17 protein-coding genes and 1 tRNA gene are annotated in these 15,289 nt (G+C 63.4%); 11 read left to right on the top strand and 7 right to left on the bottom strand.

What is annotated here, in order from left to right:
- Positions 1-82: 82 nt before the first annotated feature.
- Positions 83-1,201, top strand: a complete 1,119-nt coding sequence (locus tag M3P27_00385; GenBank protein ID MDP9266765.1) for a D-glycerate dehydrogenase — start codon at positions 83-85, stop codon at positions 1,199-1,201.
- An 88-nt stretch (positions 1,202-1,289) separates the two neighbouring features.
- On the opposite strand, the gene purQ is transcribed toward M3P27_00385, so the two are convergent.
- Positions 1,290-1,985 (bottom strand): phosphoribosylformylglycinamidine synthase subunit PurQ, encoded by a 696-nt coding sequence (gene purQ, locus M3P27_00390; GenBank protein MDP9266766.1) that lies wholly within the window; start codon positions 1,983-1,985, stop codon positions 1,290-1,292.
- A gap of 71 nt (positions 1,986-2,056) precedes the next feature.
- Here purQ and M3P27_00395 point away from each other — a divergent pair, with 71 nt between their 5' ends.
- The 6 genes from M3P27_00395 to M3P27_00420 all read left to right on the top strand — a co-directional run bounded on the left by M3P27_00395 (position 2,057) and on the right by M3P27_00420 (position 7,419).
- A complete protein-coding gene (locus M3P27_00395; protein ID MDP9266767.1) occupies positions 2,057-2,602 on the top strand; it encodes an AI-2E family transporter in 546 nt (181 codons plus the stop codon).
- A 120-nt stretch (positions 2,603-2,722) separates the two neighbouring features.
- Positions 2,723-3,469 carry a YebC/PmpR family DNA-binding transcriptional regulator gene (locus tag M3P27_00400; GenBank protein ID MDP9266768.1) on the top strand — a complete coding sequence of 249 codons (747 nt, stop codon included), beginning with the start codon at positions 2,723-2,725 and terminating at the stop codon, positions 3,467-3,469.
- Between the two features lie 178 nt (positions 3,470-3,647).
- Positions 3,648-4,253 (top strand): acyloxyacyl hydrolase, encoded by a 606-nt coding sequence (locus M3P27_00405; protein MDP9266769.1) that lies wholly within the window; start codon positions 3,648-3,650, stop codon positions 4,251-4,253.
- Positions 4,254-4,363: 110 nt separating this feature from the next.
- On the top strand, positions 4,364-4,780 hold the full coding sequence (locus M3P27_00410; GenBank protein ID MDP9266770.1) for a hypothetical protein: 417 nt from the start codon (positions 4,364-4,366) through the stop codon (positions 4,778-4,780).
- An 80-nt stretch (positions 4,781-4,860) separates the two neighbouring features.
- Positions 4,861-6,333, top strand: coding sequence for a glutamate formimidoyltransferase (gene ftcD, locus M3P27_00415; protein ID MDP9266771.1), 1,473 nt, complete (start codon positions 4,861-4,863; stop codon positions 6,331-6,333).
- Between the two features lie 141 nt (positions 6,334-6,474).
- Positions 6,475-7,419: a hypothetical protein gene (locus tag M3P27_00420; protein MDP9266772.1), complete on the top strand. Its 945-nt coding sequence runs from the start codon at positions 6,475-6,477 to the stop codon at positions 7,417-7,419.
- A gap of 48 nt (positions 7,420-7,467) precedes the next feature.
- Here the strand turns inward: M3P27_00420 and M3P27_00425 are convergent, their stop codons facing one another.
- Positions 7,468-7,974, bottom strand: coding sequence for a VOC family protein (locus M3P27_00425; protein MDP9266773.1), 507 nt, complete (start codon positions 7,972-7,974; stop codon positions 7,468-7,470).
- Between the two features lie 67 nt (positions 7,975-8,041).
- Positions 8,042-8,371 (bottom strand): metalloregulator ArsR/SmtB family transcription factor, encoded by a 330-nt coding sequence (locus M3P27_00430; protein ID MDP9266774.1) that lies wholly within the window; start codon positions 8,369-8,371, stop codon positions 8,042-8,044.
- Between the two features lie 125 nt (positions 8,372-8,496).
- Here M3P27_00430 and M3P27_00435 point away from each other — a divergent pair, with 125 nt between their 5' ends.
- The gene (locus M3P27_00435; GenBank protein ID MDP9266775.1) at positions 8,497-9,111 is read left to right on the top strand and encodes a sulfite oxidase-like oxidoreductase; all 615 of its coding nucleotides are present in this window, start codon (positions 8,497-8,499) and stop codon (positions 9,109-9,111) included.
- A gap of 32 nt (positions 9,112-9,143) precedes the next feature.
- Here M3P27_00435 and M3P27_00440 read toward each other — a convergent pair whose 3' ends face one another.
- The 4 genes from M3P27_00440 to M3P27_00455 form a co-directional block, all read right to left on the bottom strand.
- Positions 9,144-9,785 carry an SPOR domain-containing protein gene (locus M3P27_00440; GenBank protein MDP9266776.1) on the bottom strand — a complete coding sequence of 214 codons (642 nt, stop codon included), beginning with the start codon at positions 9,783-9,785 and terminating at the stop codon, positions 9,144-9,146.
- Between the two features lie 37 nt (positions 9,786-9,822).
- Positions 9,823-10,587 carry a slipin family protein gene (locus tag M3P27_00445; protein MDP9266777.1) on the bottom strand — a complete coding sequence of 255 codons (765 nt, stop codon included), beginning with the start codon at positions 10,585-10,587 and terminating at the stop codon, positions 9,823-9,825.
- Positions 10,588-10,687: 100 nt separating this feature from the next.
- The gene (locus tag M3P27_00450) at positions 10,688-12,019 is read right to left on the bottom strand and encodes a nodulation protein NfeD (protein MDP9266778.1); all 1,332 of its coding nucleotides are present in this window, start codon (positions 12,017-12,019) and stop codon (positions 10,688-10,690) included.
- The gene (locus M3P27_00455; GenBank protein ID MDP9266779.1) at positions 12,016-13,686 is read right to left on the bottom strand and encodes a tetratricopeptide repeat protein; all 1,671 of its coding nucleotides are present in this window, start codon (positions 13,684-13,686) and stop codon (positions 12,016-12,018) included. Before M3P27_00455 ends, M3P27_00450 begins: the two co-directional genes overlap by 4 nt.
- Before the next feature lie 136 nt (positions 13,687-13,822).
- On the opposite strand from M3P27_00455, the gene M3P27_00460 reads away from it, so the two are divergent.
- The 3 genes from M3P27_00460 (at position 13,823) to M3P27_00470 (ending at position 15,114) form a co-directional block, all read left to right on the top strand.
- Positions 13,823-14,395, top strand: coding sequence for a DUF1264 domain-containing protein (locus tag M3P27_00460; protein MDP9266780.1), 573 nt, complete (start codon positions 13,823-13,825; stop codon positions 14,393-14,395).
- Positions 14,396-14,466: 71 nt separating this feature from the next.
- Positions 14,467-14,541: transfer RNA gene (locus tag M3P27_00465), tRNA-Gly, on the top strand.
- A gap of 21 nt (positions 14,542-14,562) precedes the next feature.
- Complete coding sequence (locus tag M3P27_00470) at positions 14,563-15,114, top strand: hypothetical protein (GenBank protein ID MDP9266781.1); 552 nt, start codon at positions 14,563-14,565, stop codon at positions 15,112-15,114.
- Positions 15,115-15,289: the final 175 nt, after the last annotated feature.

The raw sequence follows: 15,289 nt of genomic DNA on the forward strand, positions 1-15,289 counted from the left end.
GGGCGAGGGAGCCCCATTGCGATAGGGATCTCTCGCTTCGCTCGAGATGTTTGCAGTAAGCCCTGTGGTAGTTTGTACGGCTATGGCACAGAAGAGATTTCGCGTCTTTGCCACCTCCCGCATCGGCGATCCCGCCGAGAACCGTTTGCGCAAGCGCGGGTACGATCTCGAGGTCTATCAAGGTCCGGAAGCCCCGCCCAAGTCGCTCATCATCGAAAAAGTGAAGAGCGGCATCGACGGCCTCATCACCACGCTGCGCGATCCCATCGACGCCGAAGTCTTTGAGGCAGGGAAGGGGACGCTGAAAGTGGTGGCGCAGATCGCCGTCGGCTTTGACAACATCAGTCGTGCTGACGCAAACAAATACAAGCTCCCGTTCACGCACACCGCCGACGTCCTTACCGAAGCCACCGCCGAGTTCGCTTTCCTGATGCTCGGCATGCTGGCACGCAAGATGTGGCAGAGCGAGCGGCTGGTGCGCGAGCAGAAATGGCCGTCGTGGCATCCCTTTCTGCCCTTCCTCGGGGACGAGGTCACCGGCAAGACCATTGCCATCATCGGCACCGGACGCATCGGGCTCGCACTCATCAAGAAGGCGAGTGGCTTCGACATGAACATGCTGTGCTACGACCCGGCGTATCACAATGACAAGTACATCGCCGCGATCCAGGAGCTGATGGACCTGCGCCATGCCAAGGGCCTTCAGAAAGAGAAGACAACGATCAAGTACGTCACCTTTGAGGAAGCCATGTCCGGCGCGGATTTCGTCAGCGTCCACGTGCCCTTGCTACGCGAGGGCGAAACCGACACGCCCACCTACCACCTCATCAACGAGAAGACCCTCAAGCTGATGAAGCCCACCGCCTACATCGTGAACACCTCGCGCGGTCCGGTGGTGGACGAGAAAGCGCTCGCCCAGGCGCTCAAGCAGAACGTGATCGCCGGGGCAGCACTCGATGTCTTCGAGAAAGAACCGCTGCCGCCGGATTCTCCGCTGCTCGATCCTGCCATCGCCGACCGCTGCCGCCTCTTTCATCACTTCGCCAGCGGCGCGCAGATCACGCGGCTCTCCGTCGATCCCGATAAAGGTATGGCCGGACGCACCGCGCAGGCGCTCATCGACGTGCTCGAAGGGAATTACGGCGGCGATCCCAGCAAGATGCCCTACGTGGTGAACAAAGAGGCTTTCGGAAGTCGCTAGCTGCTGGTCGCTAGTCTCTGGCAAAAGAAAAGCCCCGCATCGCTGCGGGGCTTCGTCTGGCCAGCGACTAGAGACTAGTGACTAGCAACTACTTCTCCACCATGGCCCGCACCAGCGACTCGAACACTTTGAAGCCGTCGGTGCAGCCGAGTTCCACCTCGGAAGCTCGCTCCGGATGCGGCATCATCCCCAGCACATTGCGCCCTTCATTGCAGATGCCGGCGATGTTCTCGAGCGCGCCGTTCGGATTCGCCTCCGGCGTGATGCGTCCGTCCGCAGTCGAATAGCGAAAGACGATGCGCTTGTCGCGCTTCAGTGCGGTCAGCGTCTCGTCGTCGCACACGTAGTTGCCTTCCATGTGTCCGATGGGGATCTTCAGGACGTCGCCCTCGCGGCAGGCGGCGGTGAAAGGTGTGTCCGCATTCTCCACCCGCACCCAGATGTGCTTGCACACATACTTCAAACCCGCGTTGCGCATCAGCGCCCCGGGCAGCAGGCCGGCCTCGCACAGGATCTGGAATCCGTTGCAGAGGCCGAGCACCAGGCCGCCCGCGGCGGCGTGCTTCCGCACTTCATCCATGATGGGCGCGAACTTCGCGATCGCGCCGGTGCGCAGGTAATCGCCGTAGGCGAAGCCGCCGGGGACGATGACGCAGTCCGCGCCCTGCAAGTCATGCGATTCGTGCCACAGGGAGACGACCGGCTGCTTGGCGACCTGACCGGCCACGTAGAAGGCGTCGTGGTCGCAATTCGATCCGGGGAAGGTGATGACTCCAAACTTCATCGCGCCCGCTCGCTGGTGGAGGAGTCCACAAACTAGATTAGCATGGGCAGGCAAGCGCATCTGAGTACTGTATGGAGATCCATCCCCATATCAAGACGGCCGGCCGTTCCATCAAGGACTGGTTCGTCGCCACGCTCCAGGACGCTCTCGCCGTCGGCGCTCTCTGGCTCGTCGGACTGCTCATCATCGGCGTCCCCTGGGCGCCTTTCTGGGCCTTCCTCGGCGCAGCCTTCCAGTTCATCCCCGGCGTGGGTGCGGTGCTGTCTCTCATCGGACCGGCCATCTTCCTCTTTTTCAAGGACCCGGAAGATCTCATGCCGCTGGTCTACCTGCTCATCCTCTATGCCGTGATCGCGGTCGTCGACGGCCTGGTGCTGCAACCCTACTTCATGAAACGGACGGCCAAGGTGCCGCTCTGGGCGTCTATCCTCGTGCCGCTGGTGTGCGCGTTCATCCTGCCATTCTGGGGACTGCTATTGGCTCCGCCCCTGCTGGCCGTGATCTATGGTTTCCGCGCGAAGCGGCGCGCCGCGCTGGCAGCGGCGTCTGCTCCCACATTGACTACCCCTCCGGCAGCGGAGCTACCGCCTCCGCCCGAGCGCGGTATTGCGGATTGAACCCGGCCTATTCGCGATCATCGCTCGGCAATCTGCAGTGCTATAATTTTGAGTCGTTCTCATCCTGTCGCGGCCCTAGTGTCTTTGCCGCCGGAAATCTTTTAAGAGCTGAGGTCGTTCATGTCTGGCCACTCAAAATGGGCAACCATCAAGCATAAGAAGGGCGCGCTCGACGCCAAGCGCGGCAAGATCTTCACTCGCCTGATCCGCGAGATCACCATGGCGGCGAAGCACGGTGGCGATCCGGAGAAGAACCCGCAGCTGCGCACCGCCGTCACCGCGGCGAAGGCCGAGAACATGCCGGCCGATAACATCAAGCGCGCCATCCAGCGCGGTACCGGCGAGCTGCCCGGCGTCTCCTATGACGAGGTCATGTTCGAGGGCTACGGACCAGGCGGCGTCGCGTTGCTGGTCGAGGTTTCTACCGACAACCGCAATCGCACCGTCAGCGAGATCCGCCACGCCTTCGGCAAGAACGGCGGGAACATGGGCGAGGCCGGCTCGGTCGCCTGGATGTTCCACAAGAAGGGCTCCATCGTCGTTCCCAAATCCGCCGTCGCGGAAGACAAGCTCATGGACGTCGTCATCGAAGCCGGCGGGGAAGACCTGCGCGACGATGGCGAAAACTGGGAAGTGCTCACCGATCCCAACGCCTTTGAAGCGGTGAAAGAAGCCATTGCGAAGGCGGGCATCAAGTCGGAGCACGCCGAGGTCGGCATGCTGCCGCAGAACTACGTGAAGCTCGAAGGCTCCGCCGCCAACACGATGGTTCGCCTGCTCGAGGCCCTCGAGGAGCACGACGACGTGCAGCACGTCTGGTCGAACTTCGACATGGACGCCAAGACGCTCGAAGAAGTCGCTTCCTAGACCTCAGTGAGCGTCTTCAGCTTGTCATTCCGAGCGTAGCGAGGAAGCTGCTTCGGTTTGACGTTCCTCGCATAGCGAGGGAATCTGCCTCCTCACCTGCCTGGAAATCTTTTTCTATCGCTTATACGGCGCCGCCCCTGTTACCTTTTCCTCGCGAACTCCAGCTTCCGAGGAACCGATGAAAGTCAACGCCGTCGTGCTGCTGCTGCTGCTGTGTGCCTGCGCGTTGGCCTGCCCGAGCAACGCCGGCGCGCAGAGCCTGCCCTCCACGTCCCTGACCAAGGGCACATGGGATCTCGGCCTCTCCGGGACCGGCGGCACCTCCGTTTCCGGCGGCGTGGACGACGTGCGAATCTTCACCGTCGGCTTTCGCGTGGGACGCATCCTCACCAACGAGCATGGCTCCGGCTTCGTCAGGGGCAATCTCGAGTGGGCCTTGGACGTCAGTCCTGTGAACGTGTACTTCACCGAGCCCGAGAACGTCTACGGCGCCAGCGTCGCGCCGCTGAACTTGAAATGGAATTTCACCAGTGGCAGCCGTGTCGCCCCTTACCTGCAGCTCAGCGAGGGCGTGCTCTTTACGAACAAGGACCTGCCCTTTCCGGGGACGTCCCAGGTCAACTTCCAATCCGGCCTTGGCCTCGGCTTCCACTTCTTCACCCGCGAAAAACGCGCCTGGACCGCCGAGGTGAAGTACCAGCACATCTCGAGCGCCGGACTCGGCGACTTGAACCCCGGCATCAATACCGTGCAGTTCACGCTGGGATACAACTGGTTCAAATAACCGCGCTTGGCGGGCGGGAGCCCGCCGCGGTCATCCTCAGCGAAGCGAAGGATCTCCGCCCCAAGTACTTCCACCTCAAATCACTCCGGAACAGGAAAGGCCGTACGACTATGACTGCTGACGCCCCACCACGCCAAACTCTGCGCTCCGTCGGCGCCATCTTCGCCGGCTTTATCGCTGTCGCCGTTCTCTCCCTCGGTACGGACGTTGTTCTGCACGCGCTGGGTATCTACCCGCCGTGGCTGCAGCGCATGTCCGACCCGCTGTTCGCGTTGGCAACGGGGTATCGCATGGTCTACACCGTCCTTGGCGGATACATCACTGCCCGCCTTGCCCCGCGGCTGCCCCTCCGGCACGCCGTGATCCTCGGCGTGGTTGGCACTGTTTTCGCTCTGGCTGGATTAGCGGCAACCTGGAACAAGCCGGAGCTTGGGCCGCGCTGGTATCCCATCGCCCTTGTCGTGACGGCGCTGCCCACCTGCTGGCTGGGTGGCAAGCTGTATCGCGGCCGGCCGGCAACGCCCTAGCACGTTTCAAAACTTGGTTCACGCAGGCTGGTACTTCGTACGCCTTCGCCCCACCGCTGATATCCTTTTAGCCTCCAGCCATGTCCACACTCGTCGAGTGCGTACCGAATTTTTCGGAAGGACGCGACCCCGCCAAGGTCGACGCCATCATCGCCGCGATGAAGGTGCCCGGCGTCTGGCTGCTCGATCGCGAGATGGATGCCGACCACAACCGCTGCGTCATCACGCTAGTCGGCAGCAGGGAAGCCATCGGCGAGGCCGCCATCCGCGGCGTGGGCAAGGCGGCTGAGCTCATCGACCTCACCAAGCATCAAGGCGCGCATCCGCGCATGGGCGCGGCAGACGTGGTCCCGTTCATCCCCATCGAAGGCGTGACCATCGACGACTGCGTCACCATCGCGCGCCAGGTCGGCGAAGAGATCTGGAAGCGCTTCCACATCCCCGTCTACTTTTACGAGGCCGCGGCCACGCGCCCGGAGCGCACCAACCTCGAGAACATACGCCGCGGACAATTCGAAGCCATCCGCGACGAGATCGCCGCCAAGCCCGAGCGCAAGCCCGATGTCGGCGATGCGCGCGTGCATCCCACCGCCGGCGCCGTGGTCGTGGGAGCGCGCAAGCCGCTCATCGCCTACAACGTCTTTCTCAACACCCCCGACGTCGACATCGCCAAGAAGGTCGCCAAGGCGGTGCGCTTCTCTTCCGGCGGACTGCGCTTCGTCAAAGGCGCAGGCTTCAGCGTGCGCGGGTTGGCGCAGGTCTCCATGAACCTCACCGACTTCGAACAGACGCCGATCGCGCGTGTCTTCGACTACGTCAAGCGGGAAGCCGCGCGCTACGGCGTGCAGCCGCTCTCAAGCGAGATCGTCGGACTCATCCCCAAGAAGGCGCTCGAGGACGCGGCCGAGTGGTTCCTCCAGGTCGAGAACTTCGATTCATCGCTCATCCTCGAGAACCGGCTGGCCGCGATCATGAGCGGCAAAGCTGCCGTCGGTGGATTGCGTGCCGGCGTAGAGCCGTTCATCGAGCAGCTCGCCGCGCCCACCGCTACTCCCGGTGGCGGCAGCGCCGCCGCAGCGGCCGGCGCCATGGCCGCCGCACTCGCCAACATGGTGGCGGCGATGTCGCGCGGCAAGAAAGCGTATTTGCAGTTCGACAAAGAACTCGGCGAAACCATCGCCCGCCTCGCCACCTTGCGCGAAGAGCTCAAGGCCGCCATCGACGCCGACGCGGAATCGTTCGACCTCGTCATGAAAGCCTTCAAGGACGCAAAAGCCTCTCCCAACGGCTCCGCCGGCATCAGCGCCGCGCTCAAGGGTGCGACCAGCGTTCCACTCGCCGTGGCGGAGAAGTCGAGCGAGGTCGCGCGCCTGGTCGAGAAGCTCAAGCCCATCACCAATCCGAAGGCAGCGTCGGACCTCACCGTCGCCGCCGCCCTGGCACAGGCCGCCATCACCAGCGCGCTCGCCAATGTGGAGATCAATCTCGAAGGCCTCGAAGATCCGGCCTTCGTCGCCGAGACTCGCCGCAAGTCCGCTGCACTCAAGTCCTAGGCCTTAAACACGGGTAGAATAGGGGCGGCCAGCAGCCACTCACAACCAAAGTCTTTGCTCGCTGCGTCTGATCGCGTACCACCCAATGAAGTCCGATTTCCCTGAGGTTCCATGAGACCCCGTTCAACGAGACCCAGTTCAATGCAGAGCACTCTGATCGCATTCGCGCTAGCGGCATTCTTCGCCGGCGCACTCTCCGCCCGCGCCGCCACGCTGGGTACCGCGGCCAGCACCGTGATCCCCGCCGAGACGCAGCAGATCATCAATGTGGACTATCGCAGGATGAACGACGCTCCCAGCGGCGCCGCGCTGAAACAACGCGTGCTGCCCGACGCACTGCGCCAGTTCGAGCAGGCGCTCCAGGGCGTGAACATCGATCCCGCCACCGACGTCGAGACCCTGACCTTCGCCGCCTTCCGCGCCAAGTCGAAGGGACTGAGCGTGGTCGGCATCGCGCAAGGTAATTTCTCGCGCGCCAAAGTGCTGCGCCGGCTCAAGACCAGGAAGGTGAAGGGCGAGAGGTATCGCACCGCGACGATCTATCCCATGGTCAGCGGGGCGCAGATGACCTTCCTCGACGACAACACGCTGCTCTTCGGCGATCGTGCCGCGCTCGAGCAGGCGCTTGACACGCGCGATGGTGAGGCTTCCGGGCTGAGCACCAACATCCAGATCAGCAACCTGGTGGCCAGCGTCGACTCCGCCACTATCTGGTCCGTGCTCGATACTGCCGGGACCCAGCACATGCTGCGCCAGGCGCTCGGTGACGCCGCCAAGCTTGCCGACTACGACACGGTGAAGAAGCGCGTGCAGGGCTCCTACTACACCGCCGACTTCGAGCGCGGCGTGGAGTTCGACCTCACCGTGCTTACTTCCGACTCGCTCACCGCCGGGACGCTGTCATCCGTCATCAAGGCCGGCATGCTCTATCGCAGGATGAGCGCCTCTAGCGGGGCCGAGAAGCTCGCGCTCGAGGCCACCCAGGTGGAGGCGGATAGCGATAAGCTGAAGCTGCACTTCAAGGCTGACGACAAACGCTTCCAGTCGCTGCTGAACTCCGACCTCTTCGCCGCCGTCTCGCGCTAAGTAGGGAAGGGAGCGCCATGCGCGCTCCCTTTGCCTTTCGCTGTCGAATCACTTCGAACAACAAGCCTGCTGCGGTTCACCCTGCGTGGGCTTGGCCGGCGCGCACTCGCTTGAGGAACACGGCGAGCCGGCCGCGACCGCCTGCTCGTGGCGGCTGTCAGTGACCTGTTCGCTGTCTCCCTTGAAGACATAGACCTCCCAGCGGTATCCGGTCGGATCGGTGACCCATATCTTGTCCTGCACCGCGTAGCAGCACGTGGTGTTGGCCTCCTCGAAGGTGGCGAGGCCAGCGGCCTGCAAGCGCTGCTTCGCTTCGAGCACCTGCGTGGTCGAGTCCACGCGCACGCCCATGTGGCTCAGCCCGGTGATGCAACAGGGCGCGTTTTCCTGCAATGTCAGGTTCACCGCCGGACGCTCCAGGTCGAACTTGGCATAGCCCGGCTTGAGCTTGCTTGGTTGCATGCCGAACAGGATGGAGTAGAAGCGTACCGAGTCTTCTACGTTCTTGACGTCGAGGGAGAGGTGGAACTTCGGGTTGCTTGCTTCGGTGTTCATACATCCTCCAGATTGGCTGTCAGATTGATGCCTATCGATATCAGTCTGCAAAAAAGGGGCCCTAAACTCACAAGCCTTCCGCCAGGGCCTCGGCCAGCTCCTGCAGGCAGCGTTCGTTGCGCTGGTACCACATCCACGGACCGTGCTTTTCCGCATCGACCAGCCCCGCCTTGCACAGGATCGACATGTGGTGCGAGATGGTCGGCTGCGAGAGTCCGACCTTCTGCTCGATGTCACAGGCGCACATGCCGCTGGGCTTGCCGATGGAGCAGCACCCCTTCTGCTTGAGCGCCTTCAGGATCCGCCGCCGTGCCGGGTCAGCGACCGCGTGCAGTAACTGCGAGAGCCGGCCGTCGCTGGCCTTGCTCGTCTTCGCCGCTTTGGTCGCCGTCGCCATATTGATACCTATCTATAGCTCATCATATCGATGCCTGTCAATACTGGAAAGCGTCTTATTTCTGGTCATCCATGGCAGGGAAGCGGTACCGTATCTAGCCACGCGCAGAGGGTAGAATCGAAGCCATGTTCGGTGAGGGCAACGAGCGTAAAGACCTGGAACGCAAGATGCGGGAAGAGGGCCGGCTGCCTCCCGGACAGTCGGCCACGCTGAAGTGGCCGGTGCTGCACTATGGAGGCGTGCCGCGCTTCGATCCCGCTCACTGGGACGTCAAGGTCTGGGGCGCGGTCGCGAAGCCGCTGCGCCTGACCTGGGACGAGTTCAACACGCTGCCGCGCTTCGACGTCACCCGCGACTTTCACTGCGTCACCCGCTGGAGCCGCTTCGACAACCAATGGACCGGCGTCGCTTTCCGTGAGTTACTCGAACGGGTGCAGCCCAAGCCGGAAGCCAGTCACGTGCTCATCCATGCCGAGCAGGGATTCACCGCAAACGTTCCCCTCGCCGATCTCGATCGCGACGACGTGCTACTCGCCACCCACCACGACGGCGAGCCGCTCACGCCCGACCATGGCTATCCGCTGCGCCTGATCGTGCCGCACCTCTATGCCTGGAAATCGGTGAAGTGGATCCGCGGGCTGGAGTTCCTCGACCACGATGTCGCCGGATTCTGGGAGCGCAACGGATACCACATGTACGGCGATCCTTGGCGCGAGCAGCGCTTCGATACGGATCCATAAAGGTGAGCGCATAGAGGCGGCCAAAGCCCGCCCTACTTCTTGACGATTGCGTTGTACCCGTCCGCCGCCAGCTTCACCTTCATTGCCTCGGCGTCCTTCAGCTCGGCGAACGGACCGACCTGCACGTGCAGCAACTTGTCCGTGCCCGTCCCCGGCATCACCAGCACGGGATACTGTTTCTTGCGCAGCGCGCTGGCCAGCGCCTCAGCATCGTCCTGCCGCGAGACCGCCGCCACCTGCACCATGAATCCTTTGCCCGTCGCGCCTGTCATCTCCGGCATCGGCTTCAGCGCGGAGGTGGTTGCGGATGACGCCGCGGATGTCACGGAAGATGCCGCCGGCTTAGCTGCTTCCTTCGCCTTCGTCCCACCAGCAGGCGTAGAGTCCTTCGGCATGTCCGGCGCAGTCGACCCGGCAGTGTCGGCGGGAGCTGTATCCTGCGTGCGTGCGGCGCCTGGCTTGGAGGCGCCGTTACCCGCAACGGTCACCGCGGGCGCGCCCGTCTCCGCCGTCACCGGCGGCACTGACCGCTTCCCCATCGTGTACCCGATGGCAAGCGCTACGGCGCACAGCACTACCACACCGAAGAAATAAAACAGCATCTTACCGGTGCCGCTCTCCGGCTCGCTGTACGGATCACGATTCCCACCGGGTTCGTCATTCCATTCCGTCATGTTCCGCCCCTATGTTCAACCCCCTATGTTCAGCCCTCTACTTAGCGTTGTCTTTCTCCAGCAACTTGGTGAGTCCGGAGATGATGTCGATCGGGATCGGGAACACGATGGTGGTGTTCTTCTCCACGCCGATCTCGGTCAGCGTCTGCAGGTAGCGCAGTTGCAGTGCGGTGGGATTGGTGGCCAGAACGTTGGCAGCGTCGGTCAGCCGCTGTGCCGCGGCGAACTCGCCTTCCGCATGGATGATCTTCGACCGCTTCTCGCGCTCCGCTTCGGCCTGCTTCGCCATGGCGCGCAGCATCGTCTCGGGCATGTCGACCTGCTTCACCTCCACGTTCACTACCTTCACGCCCCAGGGCGCGGTGTGCTGATCGAGGATCGACTGGATGCGCGTATTCAGCTTTTCGCGATGCGCCAGCAGCTCATCGAGTTCCACCTCGCCGAGGACGGAGCGCAGCGTTGTCTGCGCGAACTGTGACGTCTGGTAAAGATAATTCGCCACTTCGACGATGGCTTTGCGCGGCTCGATCACGCGCATGAAGATCACGGCATTCACCTTCAGCGTCACGTTGTCGCGCGTGATGATGTCCTGCGGCGGCACCTCGAGCGCTTCCTGCCGCAGCGACACGCGCACGATGCGGTCGATGGGTGAAAATACGAGGATCACTCCCGGACCTTTCGGCTCCGGCAACAGGTGGCCGAGGCGGAAGATCACCCCCCGCTCATACTCCGTCAGGATCTTGATCGACGACAGTATGTAAATACCGATGATGACGATGATGACTAGCCCAAGTCCGCCCATGCTGGACCTCCCGCACTTGATTGGATAGCGAGTCGCTGCGGCGGATTGTATAACAGCGTCTCCGCGGCAGCTGCCGGATTTGCTTGTGGAAAAGCGGCGCCTACGTCTGCACCACGCGCTCGGGTGATGCGTCCGCAACCGGTTCGACCTCGAGCCGCAGGCCATCCACATGGCGCACCACGATCGGTTGTCCGCTCGCGACCGGTGCATGCGAGGTTGCATCCCAGATCTCGCCGTGGACGAAGACTTTTCCGGCTGGCGCGAGCTGCGTGCGCGCCACGCCGATCTCGCCGACCAGGCCTTCTCTTCCGGTCGTCACTTTGTTCTGCCGCGCTCGCACCGCCAGCGTCACCAGAAAGATGGTGATGAGCGCGAACGGGATCGTCACCGCCAGCGCCGTGAGCCACTTGATGCGCATCTCGGGGATGGGACCATCCACCAGCAGCACCGCGCCCAGGGCCATCAGCACCACGCCGCCGATGCCGAGCACGCCGTGGCTCTGGAACTTCACCTCCAGGATGAACATCGCGAACGCAGCCAGGATCATCACCAGCGCGGCATATCGGATGGGCAACAGGTTCATCGCGAAGATGGAGAGCAGGATGGCGATGCCGCCCACCACGCCCGGCACGATCGCGCCTGGATGATTGAACTCGGCATAGAGCGCCAGCATGCCGATGGAGAAGATGATGAACGCGATGTTCGGATCCATCAGGAATCCGAGCACGCGCTGCTTCATCGTCATCTCGAAATCGCGGATGGACTTCCCGGCCAGATGCAGCGTCACCTTCTCGCCGTTGAAGCGCGTGATGCTCTTGCCTTCGAGCTGCTTGATCAGGTCATCGGTCGAGCCTGCGACCACGTCGATCAGCTTCTGGGTGAGCGCTTCCTGGTCGCTCCATGATTTCGATTCGCGCACGCCGCTCTCGGCGACCTCTACGTTGCGACCGCGCTTAGAAGCGAAGCTGCGCATGAAGGCGGCCGCATCGTTCTCCAGTTTCTTCGACATCACATCGTCGAGCTTCGCGCCCAGGATGACCGGATGCGCCGCGCCGGTATTCGTCCCCGGCGCCATCGCCGCCACGTCCGCGGCTTCCAGGATGAAGAACCCCGCTGAGGCGGCGCGCGCGCCACTCGGCGTCACATAAACGATGACCGGCACCGGCGAGGCCAGCATCTTCTCGATGATGCCGCGCATGGATTCGCCCAGGCCGCCGGGCGTGCGCAGTTCGATGAGGACCGCGTCCGCGTGTGTCCGCGCGGCGTCTTCCAGGCCGCGCGTGATGTACTCCTCGGAGATGGGCTGGATGGTGCCGTCTACTTTGATGCGGACGATCTCCGCGAAAGCCGGACGCGCGACCGCAAACAAAAACATGAACCACAGGACGAACGGCAGGGAACGGACGGCGCGGACTCTGGATGCGATGTTCATGGGTTGCGCAGCGGCTGCCCCTTCTCCGCCAGCTTGGCTGCAATGGCGCTCTTCAGCGCCTGTGCGGCGGCGTTCGCGGGTTCGAGCTGCAACGCTTTGTCCACGCTCTCGCCCGCCGCTTCCGTCCTATTGTCACGCAGATCGAGCCGCGCGAGCACAAGAAACGCATTCGCGCTGGGCTGCAGTTGTATGGAGCTCCTCGCCTCCGCCCGTGCTCCCACCGTGTCGCTGGTCAATTCCAGCACTCGCGCCAGCCCGGCATGCGCTCCGGCATTGGCCGGGTCGAGCAGCACTGCTTCGCGAAAGTCTTTCTCCGCCACGGTGAGAAGGTTTGCCGCCAGCATCTGCCGGCCGTGCTGCACGTGGAAGTTCGCATGCGTGCGCGTATCCGTCTTTGCCAACCGCGTCTCGTTCAGGTTCTCGATCTCGAGCGCGAGTTGGCGGAAGCTCGCCTCATCGTAATTCGACTTGATGCGCTCGAGTGGCAGCTTGCCCGCCGTCCCCTTACCAGCGATTCCAGCCGTAGCGCCGCCGCTCGCGCCCGGATTGACCGGGGTGACCAGCTGGTCGAGGAAAGCCTTCGCCTCCGCGTCTCCCGGACGCAGCTCCAGCCCCTGCCGCAGTTGTTTCACCGCGGCCGCGGTATCGCCGGCGCGCGCGAGCGCTACCGCGAGGTTGAAGTGGTAGTCCGCGTCGCTCGGATCGGCCTGCACCGCGCGCTGAAAGTACTCCGCCGCACTCTTCAACCCGCGGCGTCCCGCGACCACGCCGAGGTTGTTGTAGACCTCCGTGAGCGGCAGCCGCGTGGCAACAAAATCGAACGCTACCTGTGCGTGCACATAATCCCCGGTATAGAACTGCGACATCCCCAGGTAGAACTGCGCCTCGCGCGCCAGCGCGTCGCCCGCCGGGATGCGCGCGAACCAGCTCGCGGCGTTCGCGTAATCGCGCGCGTCGTAATAGGTCCGTGCCAGTTGCATCACCGCGGGCGCGTAAGACGGATTCAGCCGCACCGCTTCGCGCAGGTTGCGCAGCCGCTCGCCGCGGTCCGACGCGATCACCCCGCGGATATACTTCTCCAGCGCATCCAGCCGCAGCGATGGTCCCGCCGCCACGAAAGCATTGCGCGAACTCAGCTGCCCCGGGTTCATCACCCGCATCATGTCCCAGGTCAACGCCAGTTGCAGGTCGAGCAGCTTGGGCAGCGGCCCCGCCTCTTTTACCTCGGGCGAGAGCCGGAGCTTTTTCATGTCGAGCAGTTGCGCGGTGGCGGTGAAGGTCTGCCCGTCGTAGGCATACCGTCCCATCACCAGGTAGTCCGCGTCCATCTCCTCGCCCAGCCGCAGCAGGGTCGCGAGAGACGGCCGCGCGCTTGCCGGGATCCCGAGCCGGTCGAGCGCGTAGACGCGATCGCTGCGTGGCACCACGAAGAGGGAAGTGGAGGAAGCCAGGCGCCGTCCGATGATTTCCGGGAACGCCTCGCCGATCCACTCCAGGCCGGGCGCCTTGGAGCCATTCTCGAAGGGCAGGACGACCACCGTCTCGGTGGCCCCGGCAGCGTACTGGGCGCGTGCCGCGGGGGCGGCGCACAGCAGGATCAGCCCGATCATCCCGATCGCGACCGCGCTAAAGCTAGACGTCGAGTTATGAATAAACGATCGCTTCAAGACAGCCTGATTATAGGCGACCCTCCTGCGGGTTCGCCGCTTTCGCTTTCACTCTTTCGCTTTGACTCTTTCGCTTTGACTGCCGCGCGCGTGGCGGTAACATTCCGTCGCTACAATCCTCGCCGGAGGTCCCACAATGCGTTTCCCCATCCGTTTAACGACGCCCGGAAGCAAGCTCCTCGGCCTCACGCTCATCGGCCTGCTCGCCATCTATGCCGTCAGCGCGCAGCAGTCAGGACCGGCCTCGTCCGCCGTGGCCGTGAAGCCCACCGACGGCTACAACATCCACGTGCTCGCGCCGCACGTCGTCAAAGGCAAGGAGATGGGCCCGTTCCATCACTACTGCAAAGTCATCTCCCCGGACGAGCCCATCATCCAGTGCCAGATCTACAACTCCACCGACGCCAACGCGCCACTCACGCAGATCGAGTACATCATCGGCAAGAAGGTCACGCGCGGCGGCGTCCTTACATTGAAGCAGTGGAACCGCGACTGGCACGACCACAAGCAAGAGATCGCCACCAAGCGCGTGCAGGTGCTCGACGTCGGTCCCGAAGATCAGGCCAAGATCGCCGGCATCGTGATGCACACCGACGGGCTCATCTTCGACCTGTGGCCGCACGGTTCGAAGATCCCCACCGGCGCCTCGAGCGTGGCGCAGTCCGTGGGGCACGTGAAACTGAAGTCGCTACAGGATAGTTCCGACTAAGGGAAAACGAGAGGAGGCGGGCGAGGCTCGTCCGCCTTCACTTTGCTAGACTGTACGAAGTCCGACCGCGAGCGGGAGTAGTTCAGCGGTAGAACGCCAGCTTCCCAAGCTGGATGTCGCGGGTTCGATCCCCGTCTCCCGCTCCAATCCTTTCTTCACGGGGGTGTGTGGCGCTGTTCGCGGAGTGGGAAAGCTACTACGTCATCATGGGGTCGTCCGCGGCTGCGCTCATCGGGCTGCAGTTCGTGGTGATCGCGCTGATCGCCGATCTCCGGTCGCATAGCACCAGCCGCGAGATCGATGCCTTTGCCACGCCCACCATCGTCCACTTCGGCACCGTGCTTTTGCTCTCTGGGATCGTCTCGGCGCCGTGGCATCGGCTGGCGCTTCCTGCCGTGCTGTTCGGGACAGGCGGTGCGCTCGGCCTCGTCTACACGCTCATCATCCTGCGCCGAGCCCGCCGCCAGACCGGTTACGCTCCCGTCTTCGAGGACTGGATGTTCCACGTCATCTTGCCCGCGCTCGCCTATGCCGCGCTCGCCACGGCCGCTGCGCTGCTCTCACGGCGTACGGAGCAGGCACTCTTCGGGATCGGCGCGGCCGCGCTGCTGCTGCTCTTTGTCGGCATTCACAACGCGTGGGACACGGTCACCTACATCGTGACCGTGCGCCGCGTGCAGGAGCCCGACAACGACCAGAAGTCTAGCCAGCGGGAATGATCCTCGCTAAATGGACCCGATCGCTTGTCTCGCGCTCCACTCCCTTGAAGAAGCCCATCACCCACGGCAGAGCCGTCTGGATTTCCTACCTTCTTCTGGTGCTCCTCTACCTCGTGCTTTACGCCGTGCGAACCGGGCTGCGGTGACCCATCGCTGGCGCCGCAAGGCCTTATAC

It is taken from the genome of Acidobacteriota bacterium (assembly GCA_030774055.1).
GTDB lineage: Bacteria > Acidobacteriota > Terriglobia > Terriglobales > Acidobacteriaceae > JACPNR01.

Coding starts and splice junctions, on each gene's coding strand:
- M3P27_00385 (MDP9266765.1), top strand. CDS start 83: ATGGCACAGAAGAGATTTCGCGTCTTTGCCACCTCCCGCATCGGCGAT.
- purQ (MDP9266766.1), bottom strand. CDS start 1,985: ATGAAGTTTGGAGTCATCACCTTCCCCGGATCGAATTGCGACCACGAC.
- M3P27_00395 (MDP9266767.1), top strand. CDS start 2,057: ATGGAGATCCATCCCCATATCAAGACGGCCGGCCGTTCCATCAAGGAC.
- M3P27_00400 (MDP9266768.1), top strand. CDS start 2,723: ATGTCTGGCCACTCAAAATGGGCAACCATCAAGCATAAGAAGGGCGCG.
- M3P27_00405 (MDP9266769.1), top strand. CDS start 3,648: ATGAAAGTCAACGCCGTCGTGCTGCTGCTGCTGCTGTGTGCCTGCGCG.
- M3P27_00410 (MDP9266770.1), top strand. CDS start 4,364: ATGACTGCTGACGCCCCACCACGCCAAACTCTGCGCTCCGTCGGCGCC.
- ftcD (MDP9266771.1), top strand. CDS start 4,861: ATGTCCACACTCGTCGAGTGCGTACCGAATTTTTCGGAAGGACGCGAC.
- M3P27_00420 (MDP9266772.1), top strand. CDS start 6,475: ATGCAGAGCACTCTGATCGCATTCGCGCTAGCGGCATTCTTCGCCGGC.
- M3P27_00425 (MDP9266773.1), bottom strand. CDS start 7,974: ATGAACACCGAAGCAAGCAACCCGAAGTTCCACCTCTCCCTCGACGTC.
- M3P27_00430 (MDP9266774.1), bottom strand. CDS start 8,371: ATGGCGACGGCGACCAAAGCGGCGAAGACGAGCAAGGCCAGCGACGGC.
- M3P27_00435 (MDP9266775.1), top strand. CDS start 8,497: ATGTTCGGTGAGGGCAACGAGCGTAAAGACCTGGAACGCAAGATGCGG.
- M3P27_00440 (MDP9266776.1), bottom strand. CDS start 9,785: ATGACGGAATGGAATGACGAACCCGGTGGGAATCGTGATCCGTACAGC.
- M3P27_00445 (MDP9266777.1), bottom strand. CDS start 10,587: ATGGGCGGACTTGGGCTAGTCATCATCGTCATCATCGGTATTTACATA.
- M3P27_00450 (MDP9266778.1), bottom strand. CDS start 12,019: ATGAACATCGCATCCAGAGTCCGCGCCGTCCGTTCCCTGCCGTTCGTC.
- M3P27_00460 (MDP9266780.1), top strand. CDS start 13,823: ATGCGTTTCCCCATCCGTTTAACGACGCCCGGAAGCAAGCTCCTCGGC.